21 protein-coding genes are annotated in these 17485 nt (G+C 39.7%); 2 read left to right on the plus strand and 19 right to left on the minus strand.

Features of this window, described 5'->3' with window-relative positions; translation table 11 throughout:
- Nucleotides 1–2: 2 nt before the first annotated feature.
- The 10 genes from MKY51_RS11250 to MKY51_RS11295 all read right to left on the minus strand — a co-directional run bounded on the left by MKY51_RS11250 (nt 3) and on the right by MKY51_RS11295 (nt 6679).
- Nucleotides 3–650 (minus strand): helix-hairpin-helix domain-containing protein, encoded by a 648-nt coding sequence (locus MKY51_RS11250; protein WP_339172079.1) that lies wholly within the window; start codon nt 648–650, stop codon nt 3–5.
- Between the two features lie 123 nt (nt 651–773).
- Entirely contained in the window at nt 774–1511 is a 738-nt protein-coding gene (locus MKY51_RS11255) for a class I SAM-dependent methyltransferase (RefSeq protein ID WP_339172080.1), read from the minus strand.
- Nucleotides 1504–1857 carry a ribosome silencing factor gene (gene rsfS / locus MKY51_RS11260; RefSeq protein ID WP_339172082.1) on the minus strand — a complete coding sequence of 118 codons (354 nt, stop codon included), beginning with the start codon at nt 1855–1857 and terminating at the stop codon, nt 1504–1506. Before rsfS ends, MKY51_RS11255 begins: the two co-directional genes overlap by 8 nt.
- A 6-nt stretch (nt 1858–1863) precedes the next feature.
- Nucleotides 1864–2424, minus strand: a complete 561-nt coding sequence (gene yqeK, locus MKY51_RS11265) for a bis(5'-nucleosyl)-tetraphosphatase (symmetrical) YqeK (protein WP_339172083.1) — start codon at nt 2422–2424, stop codon at nt 1864–1866.
- Nucleotides 2393–2986, minus strand: a complete 594-nt coding sequence (locus MKY51_RS11270; RefSeq protein ID WP_339172085.1) for a nicotinate-nucleotide adenylyltransferase — start codon at nt 2984–2986, stop codon at nt 2393–2395. The genes yqeK and MKY51_RS11270 overlap by 32 nt, the downstream gene beginning before the upstream one ends.
- Before the next feature lie 11 nt (nt 2987–2997).
- The gene (gene yhbY / locus MKY51_RS11275; RefSeq protein ID WP_339172088.1) at nt 2998–3303 is read right to left on the minus strand and encodes a ribosome assembly RNA-binding protein YhbY; all 306 of its coding nucleotides are present in this window, start codon (nt 3301–3303) and stop codon (nt 2998–3000) included.
- A complete protein-coding gene (gene aroE, locus MKY51_RS11280; protein WP_339172090.1) occupies nt 3290–4132 on the minus strand; it encodes a shikimate dehydrogenase in 843 nt (280 codons plus the stop codon). The genes yhbY and aroE overlap by 14 nt, the downstream gene beginning before the upstream one ends.
- A gap of 53 nt (nt 4133–4185) precedes the next feature.
- On the minus strand, nt 4186–5289 hold the full coding sequence (gene yqeH, locus MKY51_RS11285) for a ribosome biogenesis GTPase YqeH (RefSeq protein ID WP_339172091.1): 1104 nt from the start codon (nt 5287–5289) through the stop codon (nt 4186–4188).
- A gap of 57 nt (nt 5290–5346) precedes the next feature.
- The gene (locus MKY51_RS11290; RefSeq protein ID WP_008407628.1) at nt 5347–5862 is read right to left on the minus strand and encodes a YqeG family HAD IIIA-type phosphatase; all 516 of its coding nucleotides are present in this window, start codon (nt 5860–5862) and stop codon (nt 5347–5349) included.
- 34 nt (nt 5863–5896) lie between these two features.
- Nucleotides 5897–6679: a phosphatidylserine decarboxylase gene (locus MKY51_RS11295; protein WP_339172097.1), complete on the minus strand. Its 783-nt coding sequence runs from the start codon at nt 6677–6679 to the stop codon at nt 5897–5899.
- Between the two features lie 207 nt (nt 6680–6886).
- On the opposite strand from MKY51_RS11295, the gene pssA reads away from it, so the two are divergent.
- Complete coding sequence (gene pssA / locus MKY51_RS11300; RefSeq protein ID WP_339172099.1) at nt 6887–7426, plus strand: CDP-diacylglycerol--serine O-phosphatidyltransferase; 540 nt, start codon at nt 6887–6889, stop codon at nt 7424–7426.
- 85 nt (nt 7427–7511) lie between these two features.
- Complete coding sequence (sigK, locus tag MKY51_RS11305) at nt 7512–8213, plus strand: RNA polymerase sporulation sigma factor SigK (RefSeq protein ID WP_339172101.1); 702 nt, start codon at nt 7512–7514, stop codon at nt 8211–8213.
- A gap of 144 nt (nt 8214–8357) precedes the next feature.
- Here the strand turns inward: sigK and MKY51_RS11310 are convergent, their stop codons facing one another.
- The 9 genes from MKY51_RS11310 to mltG all read right to left on the minus strand — a co-directional run bounded on the left by MKY51_RS11310 (nt 8358) and on the right by mltG (nt 17398).
- Nucleotides 8358–9926 (minus strand): IS1182 family transposase, encoded by a 1569-nt coding sequence (locus MKY51_RS11310; RefSeq protein WP_339172104.1) that lies wholly within the window; start codon nt 9924–9926, stop codon nt 8358–8360.
- Nucleotides 9927–10262: 336 nt separating this feature from the next.
- Nucleotides 10263–10955, minus strand: a complete 693-nt coding sequence (gene mtnN / locus MKY51_RS11315; protein ID WP_339172106.1) for a 5'-methylthioadenosine/S-adenosylhomocysteine nucleosidase — start codon at nt 10953–10955, stop codon at nt 10263–10265.
- A gap of 36 nt (nt 10956–10991) precedes the next feature.
- Entirely contained in the window at nt 10992–11672 is a 681-nt protein-coding gene (locus MKY51_RS11320) for a YrrS family protein (protein WP_339172109.1), read from the minus strand.
- 133 nt (nt 11673–11805) lie between these two features.
- On the minus strand, nt 11806–12291 hold the full coding sequence (gene greA, locus MKY51_RS11325; RefSeq protein WP_339172111.1) for a transcription elongation factor GreA: 486 nt from the start codon (nt 12289–12291) through the stop codon (nt 11806–11808).
- A gap of 268 nt (nt 12292–12559) precedes the next feature.
- Nucleotides 12560–13195 carry a uridine kinase gene (udk, locus tag MKY51_RS11330; protein ID WP_339172113.1) on the minus strand — a complete coding sequence of 212 codons (636 nt, stop codon included), beginning with the start codon at nt 13193–13195 and terminating at the stop codon, nt 12560–12562.
- The gene (locus tag MKY51_RS11335) at nt 13196–14473 is read right to left on the minus strand and encodes a U32 family peptidase (RefSeq protein WP_339172115.1); all 1278 of its coding nucleotides are present in this window, start codon (nt 14471–14473) and stop codon (nt 13196–13198) included.
- A gap of 19 nt (nt 14474–14492) precedes the next feature.
- Nucleotides 14493–15425, minus strand: a complete 933-nt coding sequence (locus tag MKY51_RS11340) for a peptidase U32 family protein (protein ID WP_339172118.1) — start codon at nt 15423–15425, stop codon at nt 14493–14495.
- Nucleotides 15426–15430: 5 nt separating this feature from the next.
- Nucleotides 15431–16063 (minus strand): O-methyltransferase, encoded by a 633-nt coding sequence (locus tag MKY51_RS11345; protein WP_339172120.1) that lies wholly within the window; start codon nt 16061–16063, stop codon nt 15431–15433.
- A 216-nt stretch (nt 16064–16279) separates the two neighbouring features.
- Complete coding sequence (mltG, locus tag MKY51_RS11350) at nt 16280–17398, minus strand: endolytic transglycosylase MltG (protein WP_339172122.1); 1119 nt, start codon at nt 17396–17398, stop codon at nt 16280–16282.
- Nucleotides 17399–17485 lie beyond the last annotated feature (87 nt).

A 17485-nucleotide genomic window follows, 5' to 3' on the forward strand; every position in this document is an offset into this window, starting at 1 on the left:
GCTTATTTTACATCGATTAAGTCTTTTAACTGCTCAAATGTTTTATCCCCGATTCCCGTTACTTTTTTTAAATCATCTATGACTTGAAATTTCCCATGTTCGGACCGGTGCTGAATAATCGCTGCCGCTTTGGATGGACCAATTCCCGGAAGCTGGGTTAACTCCGCTTCCACCGCTTTATTTATATTAATCTTCCCGGATGTACTTCCACTGCCTGAGCCGGTTGACGGACTGCCCTGTAACACCTGTTCCATTACTTCTGCCGGCTCTTCACCCGTTTTAGGTATATAGATGACCATTTCATCCTGAAGCCTTTGAGCATGGTTAATGAGCACCGGATTGGCATCGTCTGTGTAGCCTCCTGCTGCTTCGACGGCATCGACAATCCGTTGCTCTTCCGATAATGTGTACACACCCGGATATTTTACCGCTCCCTTTATATCAACCATTATTCGGTTATATTCAGTTTCGATTTCTGTTTCAGGATTTGTGGAATGTTCTTCAATAGCAGGAATTGTCATTTGGTCGATTGTTTCAATGGATGCACTATGCGGGGAATCATTGAGGAATAGGAAATAGATTAATACTACAGCAACGACTCCGCCCAGGATGGCGAGTTGCTTTTTATACTTCTCCAGAAATGGCTGCAAAATAAAAAACACCCTTTCATAAAGAAGGTTTTATATATGGAGCTTACATCCACTATACAAATTCCGCTTCTTTATGAAAAGGTATTTCCATCAAAACTGCCGAAACTTACTTTTTCAGCTATTTTATTTAACCGCCCGAATAAAAATTCGTTCGCTCTCATCGGCAGGTTGTGTTGGCATCCAGTCTGCCGTCACTTCAACATGAGAAAAACCGATTTCTTTCAGCCATGTCACATATTGCTCATACGCAAATGTGCGCTGATAATGTTCTTCATCAAAACGTTCATACAGACCGCTTTCTGTTAGTACAAAAAACGTCATCTGATGGTACACAGAATGGGGTTCTTCACCCGGCTCCGTATGCCAAACATATGAAGTTTCGCCGTCGTCATAGGTAAATGGACCATCCAGAAAAATATCGTCCATTTTAAATAACGAATGTACATCAAAGAATAGTTGTCCGCCTTCACGAAGACTGTCAAATACCCGTTTCAATGTTTCCAAGACATTTTGCTGTTCTTTTACATAATTGATCGAGTCAATTGGAATAATCGCAACATCCAACTCGCTAAAACCGTCCAGTTCGTCCATTGACATCGCATATAGAGGCATTGAAACTTTTTCATCCTCCATACGGGCACTTGCAATGGCAAGCATTTCTTCGGATAAGTCAATACCTGATACAGCGTAACCCGCTTTATGCAGCATTAATGCCAGCGTTCCTGTACCACAGCCGATATCGAGCAGATTTTTATAGTTCTGTGCAGGTGCATATGTTTGAATCCATTCCACATATTCCGCGTAAGGGATATCTGTCATCAATTCATCATAAACTTCCGCAAAACGATCATAACTATTCATTTTCCATTTGTGGCGCGTCTAATTGTGGTGCATCTCCCCATAGACGCTCTAGGTTATAATAGGCACGCTCATCTTTATGGAAAATATGTGCAACCACATCACCCATATCGACTAAAATCCAGCGTGCAGTATCAAAGCCTTCAAGCTTACGTACTGTGTAGCCCGCTTCTTCTGCTTTTTCTTTAATTTCACGTGCAATTGCCTGCACTTGGCGCTCTGAGCTACCTTCAGCAATAATGAAATAATCAGCTAAAAGTGAAATCCCCTGCATATTTAATGCAACGATATCCTCTCCTCGCTTGTCATCGATTGCTTTGTACGTAATATTTAATAACGTTTCATTCATGTATGTTTATTCCTCTCTTAGTAAGCTGTTGTAGCATTCAATTGAAACAGGGTAAATTGCCTGCTGTGACGAAACTAAGAAACTGAGCGTGTGTGTCACACATGCTCGGAATGCATCCTCTAAACTGCTGTCTGCCAGCGTTCTTAATTCCTCAACACCCTGAAACTTACGATTTGGTTCAATCATATCTGCTACATAAATAATTTTCTCAAAAGTTGTCATATTCGCACGTCCGGTAGTATGGTAACGTATTGCATTTAAGATGGCTTCATCATGAATTTGGAATTCCGTCTCGACAATCCAGGCCCCGACAGGACCATGCAATATTTCTGCATTCCAGTCAAGCAGACGCGCATCCAACTGCTGATCGATCACGACTTGCTTCATCCAGTCAACGTCCGCATATTTAGCGATATCATGAAAGATAGCCGCTATCTCTGCTTTTTGTGGATTTTCACCATATTGATGAGCTAAACGGATCGCTGTTTCCATTACACCGATTGTATGAATATACCTTTTTTCAGGCATTCGATCCTTAATCGCTGCCAGCATCGTTTGACGTTCCATACAAACCTTCCTTTCGAATATACTGTTCAACTGCAGCAGGCAATAAAAACTGTAACGGTGCCTCCGTTTGCTGTAGTCGGTTTCGAATATATGTTGAAGAAAGGTCAATTTGCGGAGCTTCCACCATACACACGTCATAGGAAGATTTTGCTTCACTGCCCGGGCGCTTCACTCCAACAAATGTGACAAGTTCCATTAATTCATCGATACGGTGCCATGTATGCAATGAATCGATCATGTCCCCGCCGATAATAAAATAAAACTGTGTTTGTGGTTCACGTTCACACAATGCTTTCATTGTGTCGAATGTATACGATACCCCTCCGCGTTCAAGTTCATATGTTTCCACTTGAAAATAAGGAATGTCCTCGATCGCCAGCTCAACCATCCGCAGACGCTGCGCATTTGTAGCTGAGCGGGCCAGATCCTTATGCGGCGGTTTTGCGTTCGGCATAAAGCGCACTTCCGTCAAATCAAGTGCTGCATATACTTCATTGGCCATCATCAAATGTCCAATATGCGGTGGATTAAAAGTTCCGCCAAAAAGACCGACTTTCTTCATTACAATTCACCTTATTTCGTAGCTACTTTTGGTAACACGATTTTTTTGTTATTGCGTGACTCTTTATATAAAACAACAGTCAATCCGATCAGTTGAACAAGCTCGGCACGTGTACCTTCAGCCAGTTCTTCCGCCACGACATTTTTGTCTTCTTCACAGTTGTCTAAAATGCGTACTTTAATAAGTTCGCGTGCTTCCAATACATCGCGTAATTGTGCAATCATTGCATCATTTACGCCACCTTTCCCAACTTGGAAAATTGGATCTAAGTGATGTGCCTCAGCACGTAAAAAACGTTTTTGTTTACCTGTTAACATAATTTCCTCCTAATTGCGCCGTTAAACGGGCAATCATTGCATTTGTATTTGGATAATGACCTAACCAGTGTTCGTAGGCAATCGCACCTTGATGCACGAACATGCCTAACCCATTGACAATCGTCGCCCCTTTTTGCTCAGCCGCTTGCAAAAATGGCGTCATTAATGGATTATACACAATATCTGCAGCAATTGCGCCTGCCGGGAACTTTTCAAGCGAAAATGGTAATGCAAAGTCGCCCGTAGTCATTCCAGCTGGTGTTGTTTGAATAAAAATCTTATAATTCGCCAGACTTTGTTCTGCTTCTTGCATCGAAACAGCTTGGCCGGCATGTAGTTCATTAATAATCTGCTGTGCTTTTTCAACTGTCCGGTTGGCTATTGTTATATTCGTATAACCTGCCATTTGAAGGGCAAATGCAATTCCGCGAGCTGCGCCGCCTGCTCCGATCAGTAATACCGGTGCCTTGCGTTTCTCCGTACCGATTACATGCTCGAGTGACTTCACAAAACCAGGACCATCCGTATTATAGCCTTTTAATTTCCCCTCTGTAGTGCGCACGACCGTATTGACCGCTCCCATTTTTTCGGCAAGCTCGTCCAGCTCGTCGAGGAACGGAATAATCGATTGCTTATGTGGAATCGTTACATTCCAGCCGCTTGTCCCTAACAGTTTGAATGATGCAACAGCTTGTTGTAGATGTTCGGGTTTCACGTGGATTGGGATATACGTCGCATCCACATTCGCTTCTTCATACCACGCATTATGCATTTCCGGAGATTTTGACTGGGCAATCGGATCCCCAATAACCGCAAACCACTTTTTCATCAACATTTCCCTCTTTCCTGCTACCGCGCATTCACTTCAAAATAACGATTCCGTTAAATCAGTGATGGACGAATGAATACTTCTACGCCTTTAGGTGCGTGTGCTGCTACGACAACATTGGCATGCTGTACTGTAATCCAGCCCAATCCTGAAATAACTACATCCGTTTTCGGTTCTTTAATCGAGAACTCATGACGCACTAATGGCGGTAATTGATCGATATGTTTAGACGTTGGAGGTGCCAGTAACTCACCTTTATGTTCTTCATATAATTGATCTGCACGTTCCAGCTTCGTACGGTGGATCGGTAAATCATTTGCAACATGTACTGTAAATGCCGAACGTTCACCTTGAATGAAATCAAAACGGGCAAGAGCACCGATAAACAGTGTCTGTCCAGGATTTTGCTGATACACTTTTGGTTTAATTTCTTTTTTCGGCATAATATATTTTAGTTCACTCGAATCGATATGGTGTGCCATTTGGTGGTGATTGATAATACCAGGCGTATCGTATAAAGATGATCCGTCATCAAGCGGAATGCCAATCATATCAAGCGTAGTTCCAGGAAAATGGGAAGTTGTAATAATTTCGCCCTCACCTGTAGCTTGCTTAATAATACGGTTAATAAACGTCGATTTGCCGACATTTGTACAACCTACGACATATACATCTTTGCCGTTACGGTATTCTTCAATCGCTTCCACGACTTCCTGCATGCCCATTCCTTTATGTGCCGAAACAAGCTTCACATCAACCGGCTTCAACCCAAGTGCTTTCGCTTCTCGTTTTAACCAGTTGATCACTTTCTTTTCTTTTACCGATTTTGGTAAAAGGTCTGCTTTATTTGCTACTAAAAGAACCGGATTATTTCCAACGAATCGGTGTAAACCTGGTAACCAGCTGCCATTGAAATCGAAAATATCCACGATTTTCACGATCAGACCTTGCTGTTGTCCAAGACCGTTTAAAATACGTAAAAAATCATCATCCGTTAAGCTAACAGGCTGGATTTCATTATAGTTTTTTAAACGGAAACAACGTTGGCAAATAATCATTTCCTTTTCAAGCGAGGATGCAGGTGCATACCCTAATCCATTTTTATCTTCAGTTTGAATCACTGTTCCACAGCCAATACATTGTGGCATTTCATTCATTCACTATTTCCTCCTAACTACTATTGCACATTCATGCAAAAAAACTCGGGTCGCTGATTAGTCTTCCCAAGGATACTTTCCTTTTCGCTTTAAATCGTTATATACACGACGTTCTACGAAGCGGTTAAATTTTGTAACGAGTCCATCAGAGTCAGCTACAGGACGAACTAAAAACGTATAAAGTTTTTGACGTTTCGCACCCATCACATCTGTCAATAGCTGATCTCCCAGCATCGCAACTTCATGGCGACGTAGACGCAGCTGAACAAGGGCCGCATAATATGCTGCACCTAATGGTTTTTTGGCACGGAAAATAAACGGTATGCCATGCGGTTCTGCAAACTGGCGCACCCGCGCTTCATGATTGTTTGAGGCAATGATAATTTTTATCCCTGCTTCACGCATCATTTCAAACCATTGTACAAGCTCTTCCGTCGCATCAGCACGGTCCCATTCAACAAGCGTATTATCTAAATCTGTTATGATCCCTTTAATGCCTAAATCCTTTAACTTTTCCGGTGTAATTTCATATACACTCCGAATAAATTCATCTGGTAATAAAAAGTTGTACAAAGCCGTAACCCCTAACTCAAAATTTATTTATTCATTATACCATAGTAGCAAAGGCTTCTCCCATTTTTATCTTCGCCCCATTTGTAACATTCTCGGTAAATTCAATTGCATTTTGTTCAAACAACATGACAACGGTTGAGCCGAAAGCAAAATAGCCGACTTCTTCCCCTTTTTTCCACTGTGTTGACGTGTTTGTAAGCTCAATTGAATTTACAAATGTCGCTCCTACTTTAATGAATGCTGTATAATGTTGTTTTTGATAGTTAATTTCGCTAATCATACGATAATTATGACTGATCGGTTTTTTTCCGTATTGTAAGCCCATCTGATTTACTGGATACGATTTTTGTCCAAGTATGTACTGTCTCTTCACAACACCATCAATTGGACTATGAATTCGGTGATAATCTGCAGGACTCAAGTAGAAAACAATATATTTGCCATTATTATACCTCTTTGCCTGTGTTTCATTTCCCATTAAATCATTTAACGAATACGGTTTATTTTTCACAGTAAACATTTTCTGATCCTCAATATTGCCGAATGCTTCTATTTTTGCGTCAACAGGACTGGTAAATATATTTTCACGAATATCGACAGGACGCACTTCTTCTTTTAACTGGCGAACAAAAAAATCATGCAGGCTCGTAAATTCTTTTGGAGATTTTGAAACTTCTTGTATGTTAATTCCGTATATTTGACTATAGCTACGAATAAAATTTTTACTTAAACGGGATTGTGCAATTTGTTGTAAAATTTTCGAAGAGATCTTACCATTTGATAGTTCTATCATATTCCGGTATAATTTTTCCTTCATTCTAGGTCCTCCGGTTTTGATTAAATATTGAAGCTTTTGCTGCTACGCTCTGGAAGCAGATTAATGATCACCTGCAAATGCAGGATAAAAGTAAATTATATAATGACTGGCCATACAAAGATAGGTCTTAATATGAATTAACTATTACCTTTTTTTAATAGAACAAGTATAATAGAATATAGCCGATGTGCAAGGGAGTGTTTTCCAATGTTTCTACTTCAAAAAGTTGATTCAACATTTAAAAAAATAAAAGCAAATGCTGCTAATATTATTACAATTACAAATATGTCGTTTGGTGGGGCTGCAATTATGGCTACACTGAATGAGTATCATAGCTACAGTGTATTATTAATTTTTATCGCTGCTTTTTTAGACCGGTATGATGGTAAGGTTGCCCGTAAATTCAATCAGGAATCCGAATTGGGAAAACAGCTCGATTCCATGGCAGATATAATTTCTTTCGGTGTAGCACCTGCCCTGTTAATGTATGAAATGGCATTGATGAATGCAGGATTTACAGGTATGATGATGCCGGTATTATTTATTGCTGCTGGGGCGTTGCGTTTAGCTCGTTTCAATGTGATGGATTCAACAGGTTATTTCGTAGGGCTGCCGATTACAGCGGCGGGTACATTACTCACTTTTTCTTATTTCTTTACAAACATGCTATCGGAAATGTTTTATTTAATTCTTTTCCCGGTATTGGCATTATTGATGGTAAGTACGTTTACATTAAAAAAAGTGTAAGAGCAGAAATATCGCTCTTACACTTTTTTCATTTCTGCGCAAAATTCATCATATACTGTCGAAAAGATGAAAGGATGTTAATTGCTTGAGCGGTTTCGTAACAGCTTTGGTTCAACTTTGGCTTGAGCTTCCCGCATTATTAGGCTATTTAAAAGGGCAGACGTTTTATAAACCGTTATCACGCGAGGAAGAAGAAGAAGTCATCAATCGTTTTATCAAGGGGGATGAAAGTGCTCGTATTGAATTAATCGAGCGAAATATGCGTTTAGTTGCGCACGTTGTTAAGAAATTCCACCCCTCTCATGATTTACTTGATGATTATATCTCAATTGGCACGATCGGTCTGATGAAAGCCGTCAGCAGCTTCACACCAGAAAAAAAGACCCGTCTTGCCACTTATGCCGCCCGATGTATCGAAAATGAAATTCTGATGCATCTCCGTGCACAAAAAAAAGTGCAAAAAGATGTTTCTTTATTTGAGCCGATTGGTGTCGATAAAGATGGGCAGTCTCTTCAAATCCGTGATTTGCTGCAGCTTGACGAACCTTCAACAATTGAAAAAATCGAACGACAGGAGGATTTTGCCCAGCTGTATCGCTATTTGGATACTTTAGATCCACGAGAGCTCGAAATTATTTCCTACCGTTATGGACTTCAAAACTTTGATCCGCATACCCAAAAAGAAATTGCCAAGAGGCTCAATATTTCACGCAGCTATGTTTCACGCATTGAAAAACGGGCACTTATTAAGCTATATCAGCAGTTTAAGCATGGCGAGAAAGAATAAGCCAGTTAGAAAGGTAAACCTGTTCTCCACATCCCAAAAGTAAAATGGGGCTGGGACAGAATTAGTTCCAGTTCACGCAAAAAGAGAAATTGCACAATGCAATTTCTCTTTTTGCGTTTTATAAAGAAAATATTGGAAGAGGTGTTATCCTCTTACCGCATATTTCCTTAAATTTGTGGCCATTAATGCCAAGCCTATTTCGTTAGTAACCTTCGATTTTCCACGAACTGAAAATCGGCGGAAACACAAATTAGCCTTCAAGAATCCAAAAACTGGTTCCACGTCAATTTTACGTCGACGATAAATGGCAGCCGTTTTTTCTTCTGAAAGCTTCGCTCTTACTTCTTCTTTTTGTTGTTCCCAATTCTCGTTAATCATGAGTCTACGGTTTTTCCCTTCCGCAGCTTTCGTACATTTTGTACGGAAAGGACATCCTGTACATTCCTCACACTCATAGATTTTAAATTCTCGTTGGAAACCTGCTTTATCCGTACGAACAGAATTGTTTTGGAATCTTAATCTCTTTTCATTTGGACAAATGTAGACATCGTTTTCTTTCTCATACACCCAATTACTTGTCTTAAAAGGGTCATTTTTATATTTTCGCTTCTGTTCGTTCAAGTATTGATTAAATGTAATGAGTGGAGTTCGTTTGCGTTTGTTAAGAATATCATGGTAATTCTGTTCACTGCCGTATCCGGCATCCGCTACAATATGTTTTGGTAACTCAAAATAATTTTCTTCAATTTGATTAAGAAATGGAATAAGTGTTTTCGTGTCTGTTGGATTTGGAAATACATCATAAGCGAGTGTGTATTGACCTTCAGTAGCGATTTGTACATTATAACCTGGCTTCAATTGACCGTTTTGCATATAGTCATCTTTCATCCGCATGAATGTTGCTTCGTGATCTGTCTTTGAATAACTATTGCGTGTACCAAACACTTCAAAATCCTTTTCATATTTCTGTTTTCTTATAATCCAATCATATACTTGTTTGAGGATTTGCTTTGGTGTTTTTCGTTCGCTACGTAATCTTTTTCGCTCAATGACATCTTCAGAATGTTCTATTTTGCTTGTATAGTCGTCGACTACTTCTTCTAGGTGATGTGCTACTTGAGTTAACTCTTCTATTGATAACTGCTCATCACTTTCACGTTTGATTTCAGGAATAATTTGATGTTCCAATAACTCATCGTAAAGTTTATTTGATTTTTCTACGAGGTTGGTATGATGTTTTTCCACTGATTTTTTCCAAACAAATGTGAACTTATTGGCATTTGCCTCAATCTTTGTGCCATCGATAAAAATCGCTTCTTGATCGATGAGTTTTTCTTCAACTAGCTGACAACGAAATTGTACAAAACATTGGCGAATGAGTTCCTTCATATTGGGATGTACACGAAAACGGTTAATAGTGCGATAACTTGGTTCATATCCTTGGGCAAGCCACATCATACGGATACTGTCTCTTGTCAGATCCTCTATTTTTCTTCCTGAAAAAGTGGATTGTGTGTAACCGCATAAAATCAGCTTTAGCATCATACGTGGATGATATGATGGACAACCAGTATGGTGAATAAAAGGAGCGAAAGCTTCGTTCGGAATGCTTTCGACCAAATGATGGATAGAAAAGGCAATATCATTTTTATGTAACTTTACTTCTAAATCTAGCGGTAATATAATTTGATTCATGTTATAATCTTTAAACATAGGGACACTTCTTTCGTTTGAAATTTGGTTGTAGGATACTTAAATTTTAACAGAGAATGTCCTTTTTTCATGCCTGAAATTATGCAGAGATTTACTTGATATAGAAGAAAAATTAGTTGTTCGGAGTGAAGGCGGCGACTCCCAGGGGACAAGCACGTGGGAGAGACTACAGGCTCGAGCCGTGCCCCCAGGAAAGCGTCCGCCGTAACGGAGAACAACGACTACATAGTAGACACATAATAATAAAGCCGTTCAAACTTTACTCATCGTAAAATTTGAACGGCTTTTGATTTTGAGGCGGGTTTTGTCCCACCCCCATTTCTATGGTGATTTGAATTATAATTTTGTAATTGCGCTTAATACGATTTCTGTTGAGTGTTTCGCTGCAACAGGTAAAAACTCGTCAAATGACATGCTCGATTCTTGTCCTGCAATGTCTGATAGTGCACGAATTACAACAAATGGTGTGTTGAATTGGTGGCATACTTGCGCTACAGCAGCCGCTTCCATTTCAACGGCCTTCATTGTAGGGAAATCTTTTCGCACTGCCTCGACACGCTCAGGGTTGCTCATAAATACATCGCCCGAACAAATAAGACCGACACTGTAATTATGCTCTCCCACTTCTTCAACAGCCTGTTTCGCAACTTCCATTAATTTTTCGTCCGATTTATATGCGGCCGGCATTCCTGCCATTTGACCGATTTCATAGCCAAAAGCCGTAACATCCACATCATGGTGACGTACTTCATCCGAAATAACGATATCCCCAACCTTTAATGCAGCATCAAAACCGCCTGCAGATCCTGTATTGATGACAACTTTCGGATTATACTTTTCCAATAGGATCGTCGTAGACATTGCCGCGTTTACTTTACCGATACCGCTTTTTAACAGTACAACTTCTTTGCCTTCATATGTACCTGTTGTGTATTCACTGTTTGCAATTGTTTCTGTTTTCGTATTTTGCAGAGCACCGCGTAATAACTCCACTTCCTGCTCCATTGCACCGATTACTGCTATAGTCATTTATTTATTCCTCCAATTAATCTTGCTAACTATTTTTTACCGGGAACCTTCCAATGTCGATAAAACTTCCACTTGGACCGGTTTCCAGCCTTCATTGTCAACCCATTCTATACTCACTCGATATTTTTGTTCTTTGTCCATCGATGTGACAACGGCAATTGCACTTTCCGCACTGCCATTATTATTCACGCGCAGTACAATACTGTTTTCCTGCTGTAAATCAATCACACTAAAAATTGCTTTTAGTTTTTCTTCATAATCAATATGTCCTTTTTCATATGTCGACACATGATTACCTGTTTGTGCCGTCGGATAGGCCGGCCAATTCGGATTTGTAATGACTTCTTTTACTGACGGATCGTCGGAAGGACTTACGATTTCACCAGATTCGGAAGTTGGCTGTTCGGATTCATCCGAAGCGGTATCTTCCTCTTCTACTTCTTCCGGTACATTAGTTTCTGTTTCATTTTCTTCCGATTCTTGTCCAGTATCTTCATCCTGGACATCCGTTGCTACTTCTTCAGCTGAATCTTCCTGCTCTGCCTCGTTTTTCGGCTCTGGCTCTTGAGTAATTATAAAAATTAATGTTGCCACAATTAACACAGCGACAATAGCGATTAAATAATTTAATCTTTTATCCGCTTTTTGAAATTTCGTCTGTTTTGTCTTTTGTTCAGCATACTGTTGTCGTGTTTGAAATCGTCTTTTTCGGTCCATTTCAATTCCTCCTATGCACACCTATTTTAGCATTAGAACCGCAATGGTTGCACGAAAATCGAACATTGGAAGCTCTTCCAAATTTATCAACATAATAAAAGCAGCTAGCAATCGATGCTAACTGCTCCTAAAATTATTTTACTTCTAAAATAATTACTTCCATTTCTCCGCCTGGTGTTGTCAGTTTAACAACATCATCTACATGCTTGCCCATTAATGCTTTCGCAATCGGAGAGTCATTTGAAATTTTACCTTCCATCGGATCTGCTTCAGCAGAACCAACAATTGTGTAAGATTCTTCAAAGTTTGCACGTTTACCATTGATCAGCTCATCAAATGTAACAGTTTTCCCTAAAGAGATTGTATTTGATGTTTCATCTTCTGTAATAATGACAGCATTGCGCAGCATTTGCTCGATCAATGAAATACGACCTTCCACAAATCCTTGCTCTTCTTTTGCTGAATCATACTCAGAGTTTTCAGATAGGTCACCGAAGCTGCGAGCTATTTTGATACGCTCTACTACTTCCGGACGCTTTACTGTCTTTAATGTGTTTAATTCTTCTTCTAATTTTTGTTTTCCATCAAGTGTCATTGGATATTGTTTTTCATTTGACATTATTCCCACTCCTTAATATTAACTTGAAAACGTTTACTTTTGGCGTTTTCTATTTCTATTTCTAAAAAAATACGGATAAATTTAAAAGTTATTCTCACGTATTTTGTTCATAAATAACAGAAAACCCGGCTACTAGTTTACGGTATGTGTAAATCCCTTCTTTTAGAAGAAGTTTACACCGTAATACGGGCAGCCGAATTTTATGATTAATTATTTATGTTGTTCTATCAATTTAAAATGTAATTAATGTAAATACTACATCATCATATTACAAGTTCGATTCAGTTTCAAGAATTGTTTTTATTTTCGTTACCATTAAGTCAATTGCAACGTTATTTTCCCCGCCTTCAGGGATGATGACATCAGCGTATCGCTTAGTCGGTTCGATAAACATATTGTGCATTGGACGCACTGCTGTTAAATACTGTTCGATTACCGAATCAGCTGTACGGCCACGCTCTTTAATATCACGTTGAATGCGTCGGATAATACGTAAGTCAGAGTCTGTATCCACGAATAATTTAATATCCATTAAATCACGCAGACGCTCGTCCTCCAGCACTAAAATTCCTTCGACAATGATTACCTCTTTCGGTTCTACATGAATTACCTCGTCTGAACGTGTATGCTGCACATAATCATAGACCGGTTTTTCCACTGATTTGTAGGCAAGTAAACTATGGATATGCTCGATCAGTAGATCATTGTCAAATGCAAGCGGATGATCATAGTTCGTTTCCAGACGCTGTTCAAACGTCATATGGCTTTGATCCTTATAATAATAATCCTGTTCGATAACAACTACTGAATGTTCACGGAACACATCGTATATAGAACGTGTCACACTCGTTTTACCTGAGCATGATCCACCGGCAATTCCGATTACAACTGGACGGTTTGACATTTAATTATTCTCCTTTCGCATCATATCAAAATGTGATAATGAGCGATCAACTTTAAATTTAACGATTTGTAGTGGGTGGCGGGCAACATCAAGTTCATTGCCTTTTTCATCCCAAAGCTGGCCAACCGTCATTTTGAATGTATCCATATTCGGGCCGAAAAATTCAACCGTATCGCCTGTCTTGAAATAGTTACGCTGTTCCAATGTGACCATTTGCGTTTCGGCATCATAATCCATCACAAATCCGGCAAAATCCCACTTCATTTTATGTGAATGGAAACCAAACATCTGTTGTTTATAGCTTGGCTCACCTTCAAAGAATGACGAAGCAGTTGCACGGTTTGCACAGCGCGCCAATTCTTCCAGCCATTCTTTTTCGAATGTAAAGTTCTCCGGATCTGCACAGTATGCATCAATTACTTTACGATAAACGGAAATAACTGTTGCAATATAGTGAATAGACTTCATGCGGCCTTCGACTTTCAATGAATCAATCCCCAGCTCAATCATGTGAGGAATGGATTCGATTAATTTCAAGTCTTTCGGGCTCATTGCAAACGGTGCTTCACCTTCGTTAAACAATGCTACTTCTTCACCGTCGTTATTTTCATATAAATCATAATCCCAACGGCAAGACTGACAGCAACCGCCACGGTTTGAGTCACGGGCCGTCATATGGTTTGAAAGTGTACAGCGTCCTGAATAAGCGATACACATTGCACCGTGCACGAATGCCTCGATTTCAATGTCTACCTCTTCTTTCATTTTACGCATTTCTTCTCCGCCTACTTCACGTGCCAATACAACACGTTCCAAACCTTCTTCTTTCCAGTACTTTACCGCTTTCCAGTTGGATAGTGACTGTTGTGTAGAAAGATGGATTTCCAGAGATGGTGCACACTTTTTACATGTTTCAATGATTAACGGGTCTGCAACGATAATCCCTTTTACGCCTGCGCCTTCGATTGCCTGCAAGTATTCTTCCAAACCATCCATATTTTCATTATGCGCGAAAATATTTGTTGTGACATAGACAACGGCTCCGTATTTGTTTGCAAATTCAACGCCTTCCTTCATTTCTTCAATTGTGAAGTTACCTGCGTTTGAACGTAAACCAAATTCCTGACCACCGATAAATACTGCATCAGCACCGTAATGGACAGCTACTTTTAACTTTTCAAGACTTCCAGCTGGCGCCAAAAGCTCCGGTTTTTTCGTAATTACTGTTTTTCCGTTAACTGTTTGACGGATTTTTTCATTTTGAATTAATTGTAGCATACTGCGTTCGTTCTCCTTCCTAGTAAACTGTTTCCTTGTAGATGAAGCCAGTATCCAGTGGACGTAACGCTGGCTGAATCGCTTCGATTTGCTCGAATAACTCGGATTTAATGTCATCGTACGCATCTTCGCCTTGATCGAAATACACATCAATTGCTTGACGGTAAAGTTTTGTAACCGTTACCGTATAATCAAACGTTTGAAGAACACCATCAATTTTCAATGAATCGATACCTGCCTCAAACAGCTCATTTAACTCTTCGATAATGCACATATCATTCGGTGAGAAAATATGTGTACCGTTCATATCCTCATAGATCGGATATTTATTTTTACGCTCTTTATCGTGAAGGAACATATTTTTGTTTTCTTTACGATTTTCGATTTCCATCGCTTCATCACGGTACAAGAAATAGTTTCCTAAAAGTGAACGCTTAGATTGGAACATACACGTCATTCCATGTACTTGCACTTCGATTTCATGCTTTGTATTTTCTTTTATTTCAATCACTTCATCGACTGAAAGTTCACGAGCCAGTACTGCACGCTTACTTCCGCGTTCACCCCAATAGTTCACTTGGAAGAAGTTTGTTGCCGTCGTTTCCGGATTCCAATGCAACGGTATCGTTACATTGTTTTCACGTACAGCAATAATGACTGCAGGGTCCCCAAACAATAATGCATCTACACCAATACGTTGCATCTGCACTAAATAGTCATCCAATGCGTCTAAACGATCGTTATGGAATAATGCATTGACCGCTACATAAACTTTTTTACCTGCAGCATGAATCAGCTTAGTTGCTTCTTCTACCTGTGCTACTGTAAAATCTCCAGCTAAGCGCAAGCCAAATTTCTGTTCACCGATCACAAAAGCATCTGCACCCGCCTCAAGTAGTGCTGTAATATGCTCAATAGATTGTGGTGTTACTAATAATTCTGGTTTTTTCACACTAATCACCTCTTCAAACAAATTAACAAACCATCACCGACAGGGAAAAAGGCACTCGAATAATCCGGATGTGCCATGATCCAGTCTGAAAATGTTTTTAAGTTGCGGATCATCGTTCTTTTTCTTCTAGGTACTTCTTTTATATCTAAATCCGATAGTCCGTGCATATACATATTATCGATGTATAAAACGCCACCCGAAGGAACGAGTGATGCGTACTTTTCGAAAAACTTCATGTATTGCCCTTTTGCCGCATCAATAAAAACAGCATCAAAAGTAGTAGGAAGTGTTTCCATGTCTACCTCTAACGCATCGCCCTCAATTACTTGTATGCGGTTTGCCACCTCTGACCTTGCAATGAATTCCTTGGCATACTGAACTCGCGATACATCGCGTTCTATCGTCACAATATGACTTTGTGGCAGCGCTTGCGCCATTCGTATCGCAGAATAGCCAATTGCCGTGCCAATTTCTAAAATTGATTTTGGATTTTGAATACGTAAAATTTGATTCAATGACTCAATCCCCGCCAGCTGCATGATCGGGACATGATTCTGTTCTGCGAAGCGTTCCATTTCCATTAATAATTCATCACGTTCAGGAATGAAGGAAGCAATATAAGCGTCTGATAATTCCATTTGTCATTCTCCCTTTACCTGGTTGTTTGCGCACATCTTTCTTTCACAAGAAAAAAGACGAAACGAAGTTGTTTGCGCCTACAAAATTGTTATATAAGGACAAAAAATCACAATTTATAATAGCATGAAAAGAAAAGGAATGCGAACAATTTAATGAATTCCGTCTTAAAACGGAAATTTCAAGCCATTCGATTCCTTTTCTACAACTTATCTTTCTTAACGTAAATACTTTTCGATGTTCGCTAAGTGCTCATCATACGTTTTGGCAAAATGGTTTGTGCCATCTTTATCTGCCAGGAAGTATAAATAATCAGTTTGCGAAGGGTTCAGCGCCGCTTCGATTGATGTCTTGCCGGCTCCTGCGATTGGTCCAGGCGGCAATCCGACATTTTGGTACGTATTATACGGATTGTCTACTTCCAGATCCTCATACAGTACACGGTCCTTATGCGATCCTAATGCATACAGTACTGTTGGGTCTGTCTGTAAAGGCATATCAATTTCGATACGGTTATAGAATACACTCGCAATTGTTTCACGGTCCGTTTGCGCAGTTGCCTCTTCTTCAAGCAATGAAGCAAATGTCAGCAATTCATGAACCGATGTATTACGTTCTTCCAATATTGGCGTATATTCAGAAACAATTGTATTCATCGCAGTTAGCATTGTACCGATAATTTCCTCAATCGATGGGTTATCCTCAAAGAACGGATAGGTTGCAGGATATAAATAGCCTTCCAACGGATGACGTATATTTTCCTTTAAGATATCTTCTGATAATAGATCAGGATATTCAGTGATCAATTGCTCCACATAAGCAGCATCCGTCACTTTTTTCATAAAGTCCTCTGCTTTGTGCGAAGTATTTTTCTGTACAACATCAGCTACTTGCTCGAGTGTTAATCCTTCTGGCACCGTCATTGTAAATACAGGCTCACGATATACTCGCCCTGTCTTTAAACTTTCAATAATTTCGTCAAGTGTCATGGATTTCGTTAAAGAATAACTGCCGGCTTGGAATTCCGATTCATTTTTAAATTTAGTATAATATTTAAAAATCTTTGCATTCTTTACAATACCCTTATCTTCTAGAATAGTTGATATTAAGGTAATCCCTGAGCCCATCGGAATTTCGACTTCAACTTGTTCATTCGACTCCGGGTCCATTGGTTTTAATGCCGATGTCACGTAGTTGTATCCTGCGAAACCGACAATGGCAATAATAAGAAGAGCGACAAGCGCGATGATTCCCACAATTTTACGCACCGTTTTAACTTCTCCTTTACGCTCTTTCATCTTATTGAACATTTCTTGCTTCTTATTTTCGTCTAGCACGGGAGTCCCCCCTTTTTCTCTTCCATAATGATACATAAAAATCTCTTTCGACACAATATAGAGCCACGAAAGGTATGTAATTTCTCA

Origin of the sequence: Solibacillus sp. FSL R5-0691, from assembly GCF_037974225.1 — a bacterium.
Classification (GTDB): Bacteria; Bacillota; Bacilli; order Bacillales_A; family Planococcaceae; genus Solibacillus.

Coding starts and splice junctions, on each gene's coding strand:
- MKY51_RS11255 (WP_339172080.1), bottom strand. CDS start 1,511: ATGAATAGTTATGATCGTTTTGCGGAAGTTTATGATGAATTGATGACA.
- rsfS (WP_339172082.1), bottom strand. CDS start 1,857: ATGAATGAAACGTTATTAAATATTACGTACAAAGCAATCGATGACAAG.
- yqeK (WP_339172083.1), bottom strand. CDS start 2,424: ATGGAACGTCAAACGATGCTGGCAGCGATTAAGGATCGAATGCCTGAA.
- MKY51_RS11270 (WP_339172085.1), bottom strand. CDS start 2,986: ATGAAGAAAGTCGGTCTTTTTGGCGGAACTTTTAATCCACCGCATATT.
- yhbY (WP_339172088.1), bottom strand. CDS start 3,303: ATGTTAACAGGTAAACAAAAACGTTTTTTACGTGCTGAGGCACATCAC.
- aroE (WP_339172090.1), bottom strand. CDS start 4,132: ATGAAAAAGTGGTTTGCGGTTATTGGGGATCCGATTGCCCAGTCAAAA.
- yqeH (WP_339172091.1), bottom strand. CDS start 5,289: ATGAATGAAATGCCACAATGTATTGGCTGTGGAACAGTGATTCAAACT.
- MKY51_RS11295 (WP_339172097.1), bottom strand. CDS start 6,679: ATGAAGGAAAAATTATACCGGAATATGATAGAACTATCAAATGGTAAG.
- pssA (WP_339172099.1), top strand. CDS start 6,887: ATGTTTCTACTTCAAAAAGTTGATTCAACATTTAAAAAAATAAAAGCA.
- MKY51_RS11310 (WP_339172104.1), bottom strand. CDS start 9,926: ATGTTTAAAGATTATAACATGAATCAAATTATATTACCGCTAGATTTA.
- mtnN (WP_339172106.1), bottom strand. CDS start 10,955: ATGACTATAGCAGTAATCGGTGCAATGGAGCAGGAAGTGGAGTTATTA.
- MKY51_RS11320 (WP_339172109.1), bottom strand. CDS start 11,672: ATGGACCGAAAAAGACGATTTCAAACACGACAACAGTATGCTGAACAA.
- greA (WP_339172111.1), bottom strand. CDS start 12,291: ATGTCAAATGAAAAACAATATCCAATGACACTTGATGGAAAACAAAAA.
- udk (WP_339172113.1), bottom strand. CDS start 13,195: ATGTCAAACCGTCCAGTTGTAATCGGAATTGCCGGTGGATCATGCTCA.
- MKY51_RS11335 (WP_339172115.1), bottom strand. CDS start 14,473: ATGCTACAATTAATTCAAAATGAAAAAATCCGTCAAACAGTTAACGGA.
- MKY51_RS11345 (WP_339172120.1), bottom strand. CDS start 16,063: ATGGAATTATCAGACGCTTATATTGCTTCCTTCATTCCTGAACGTGAT.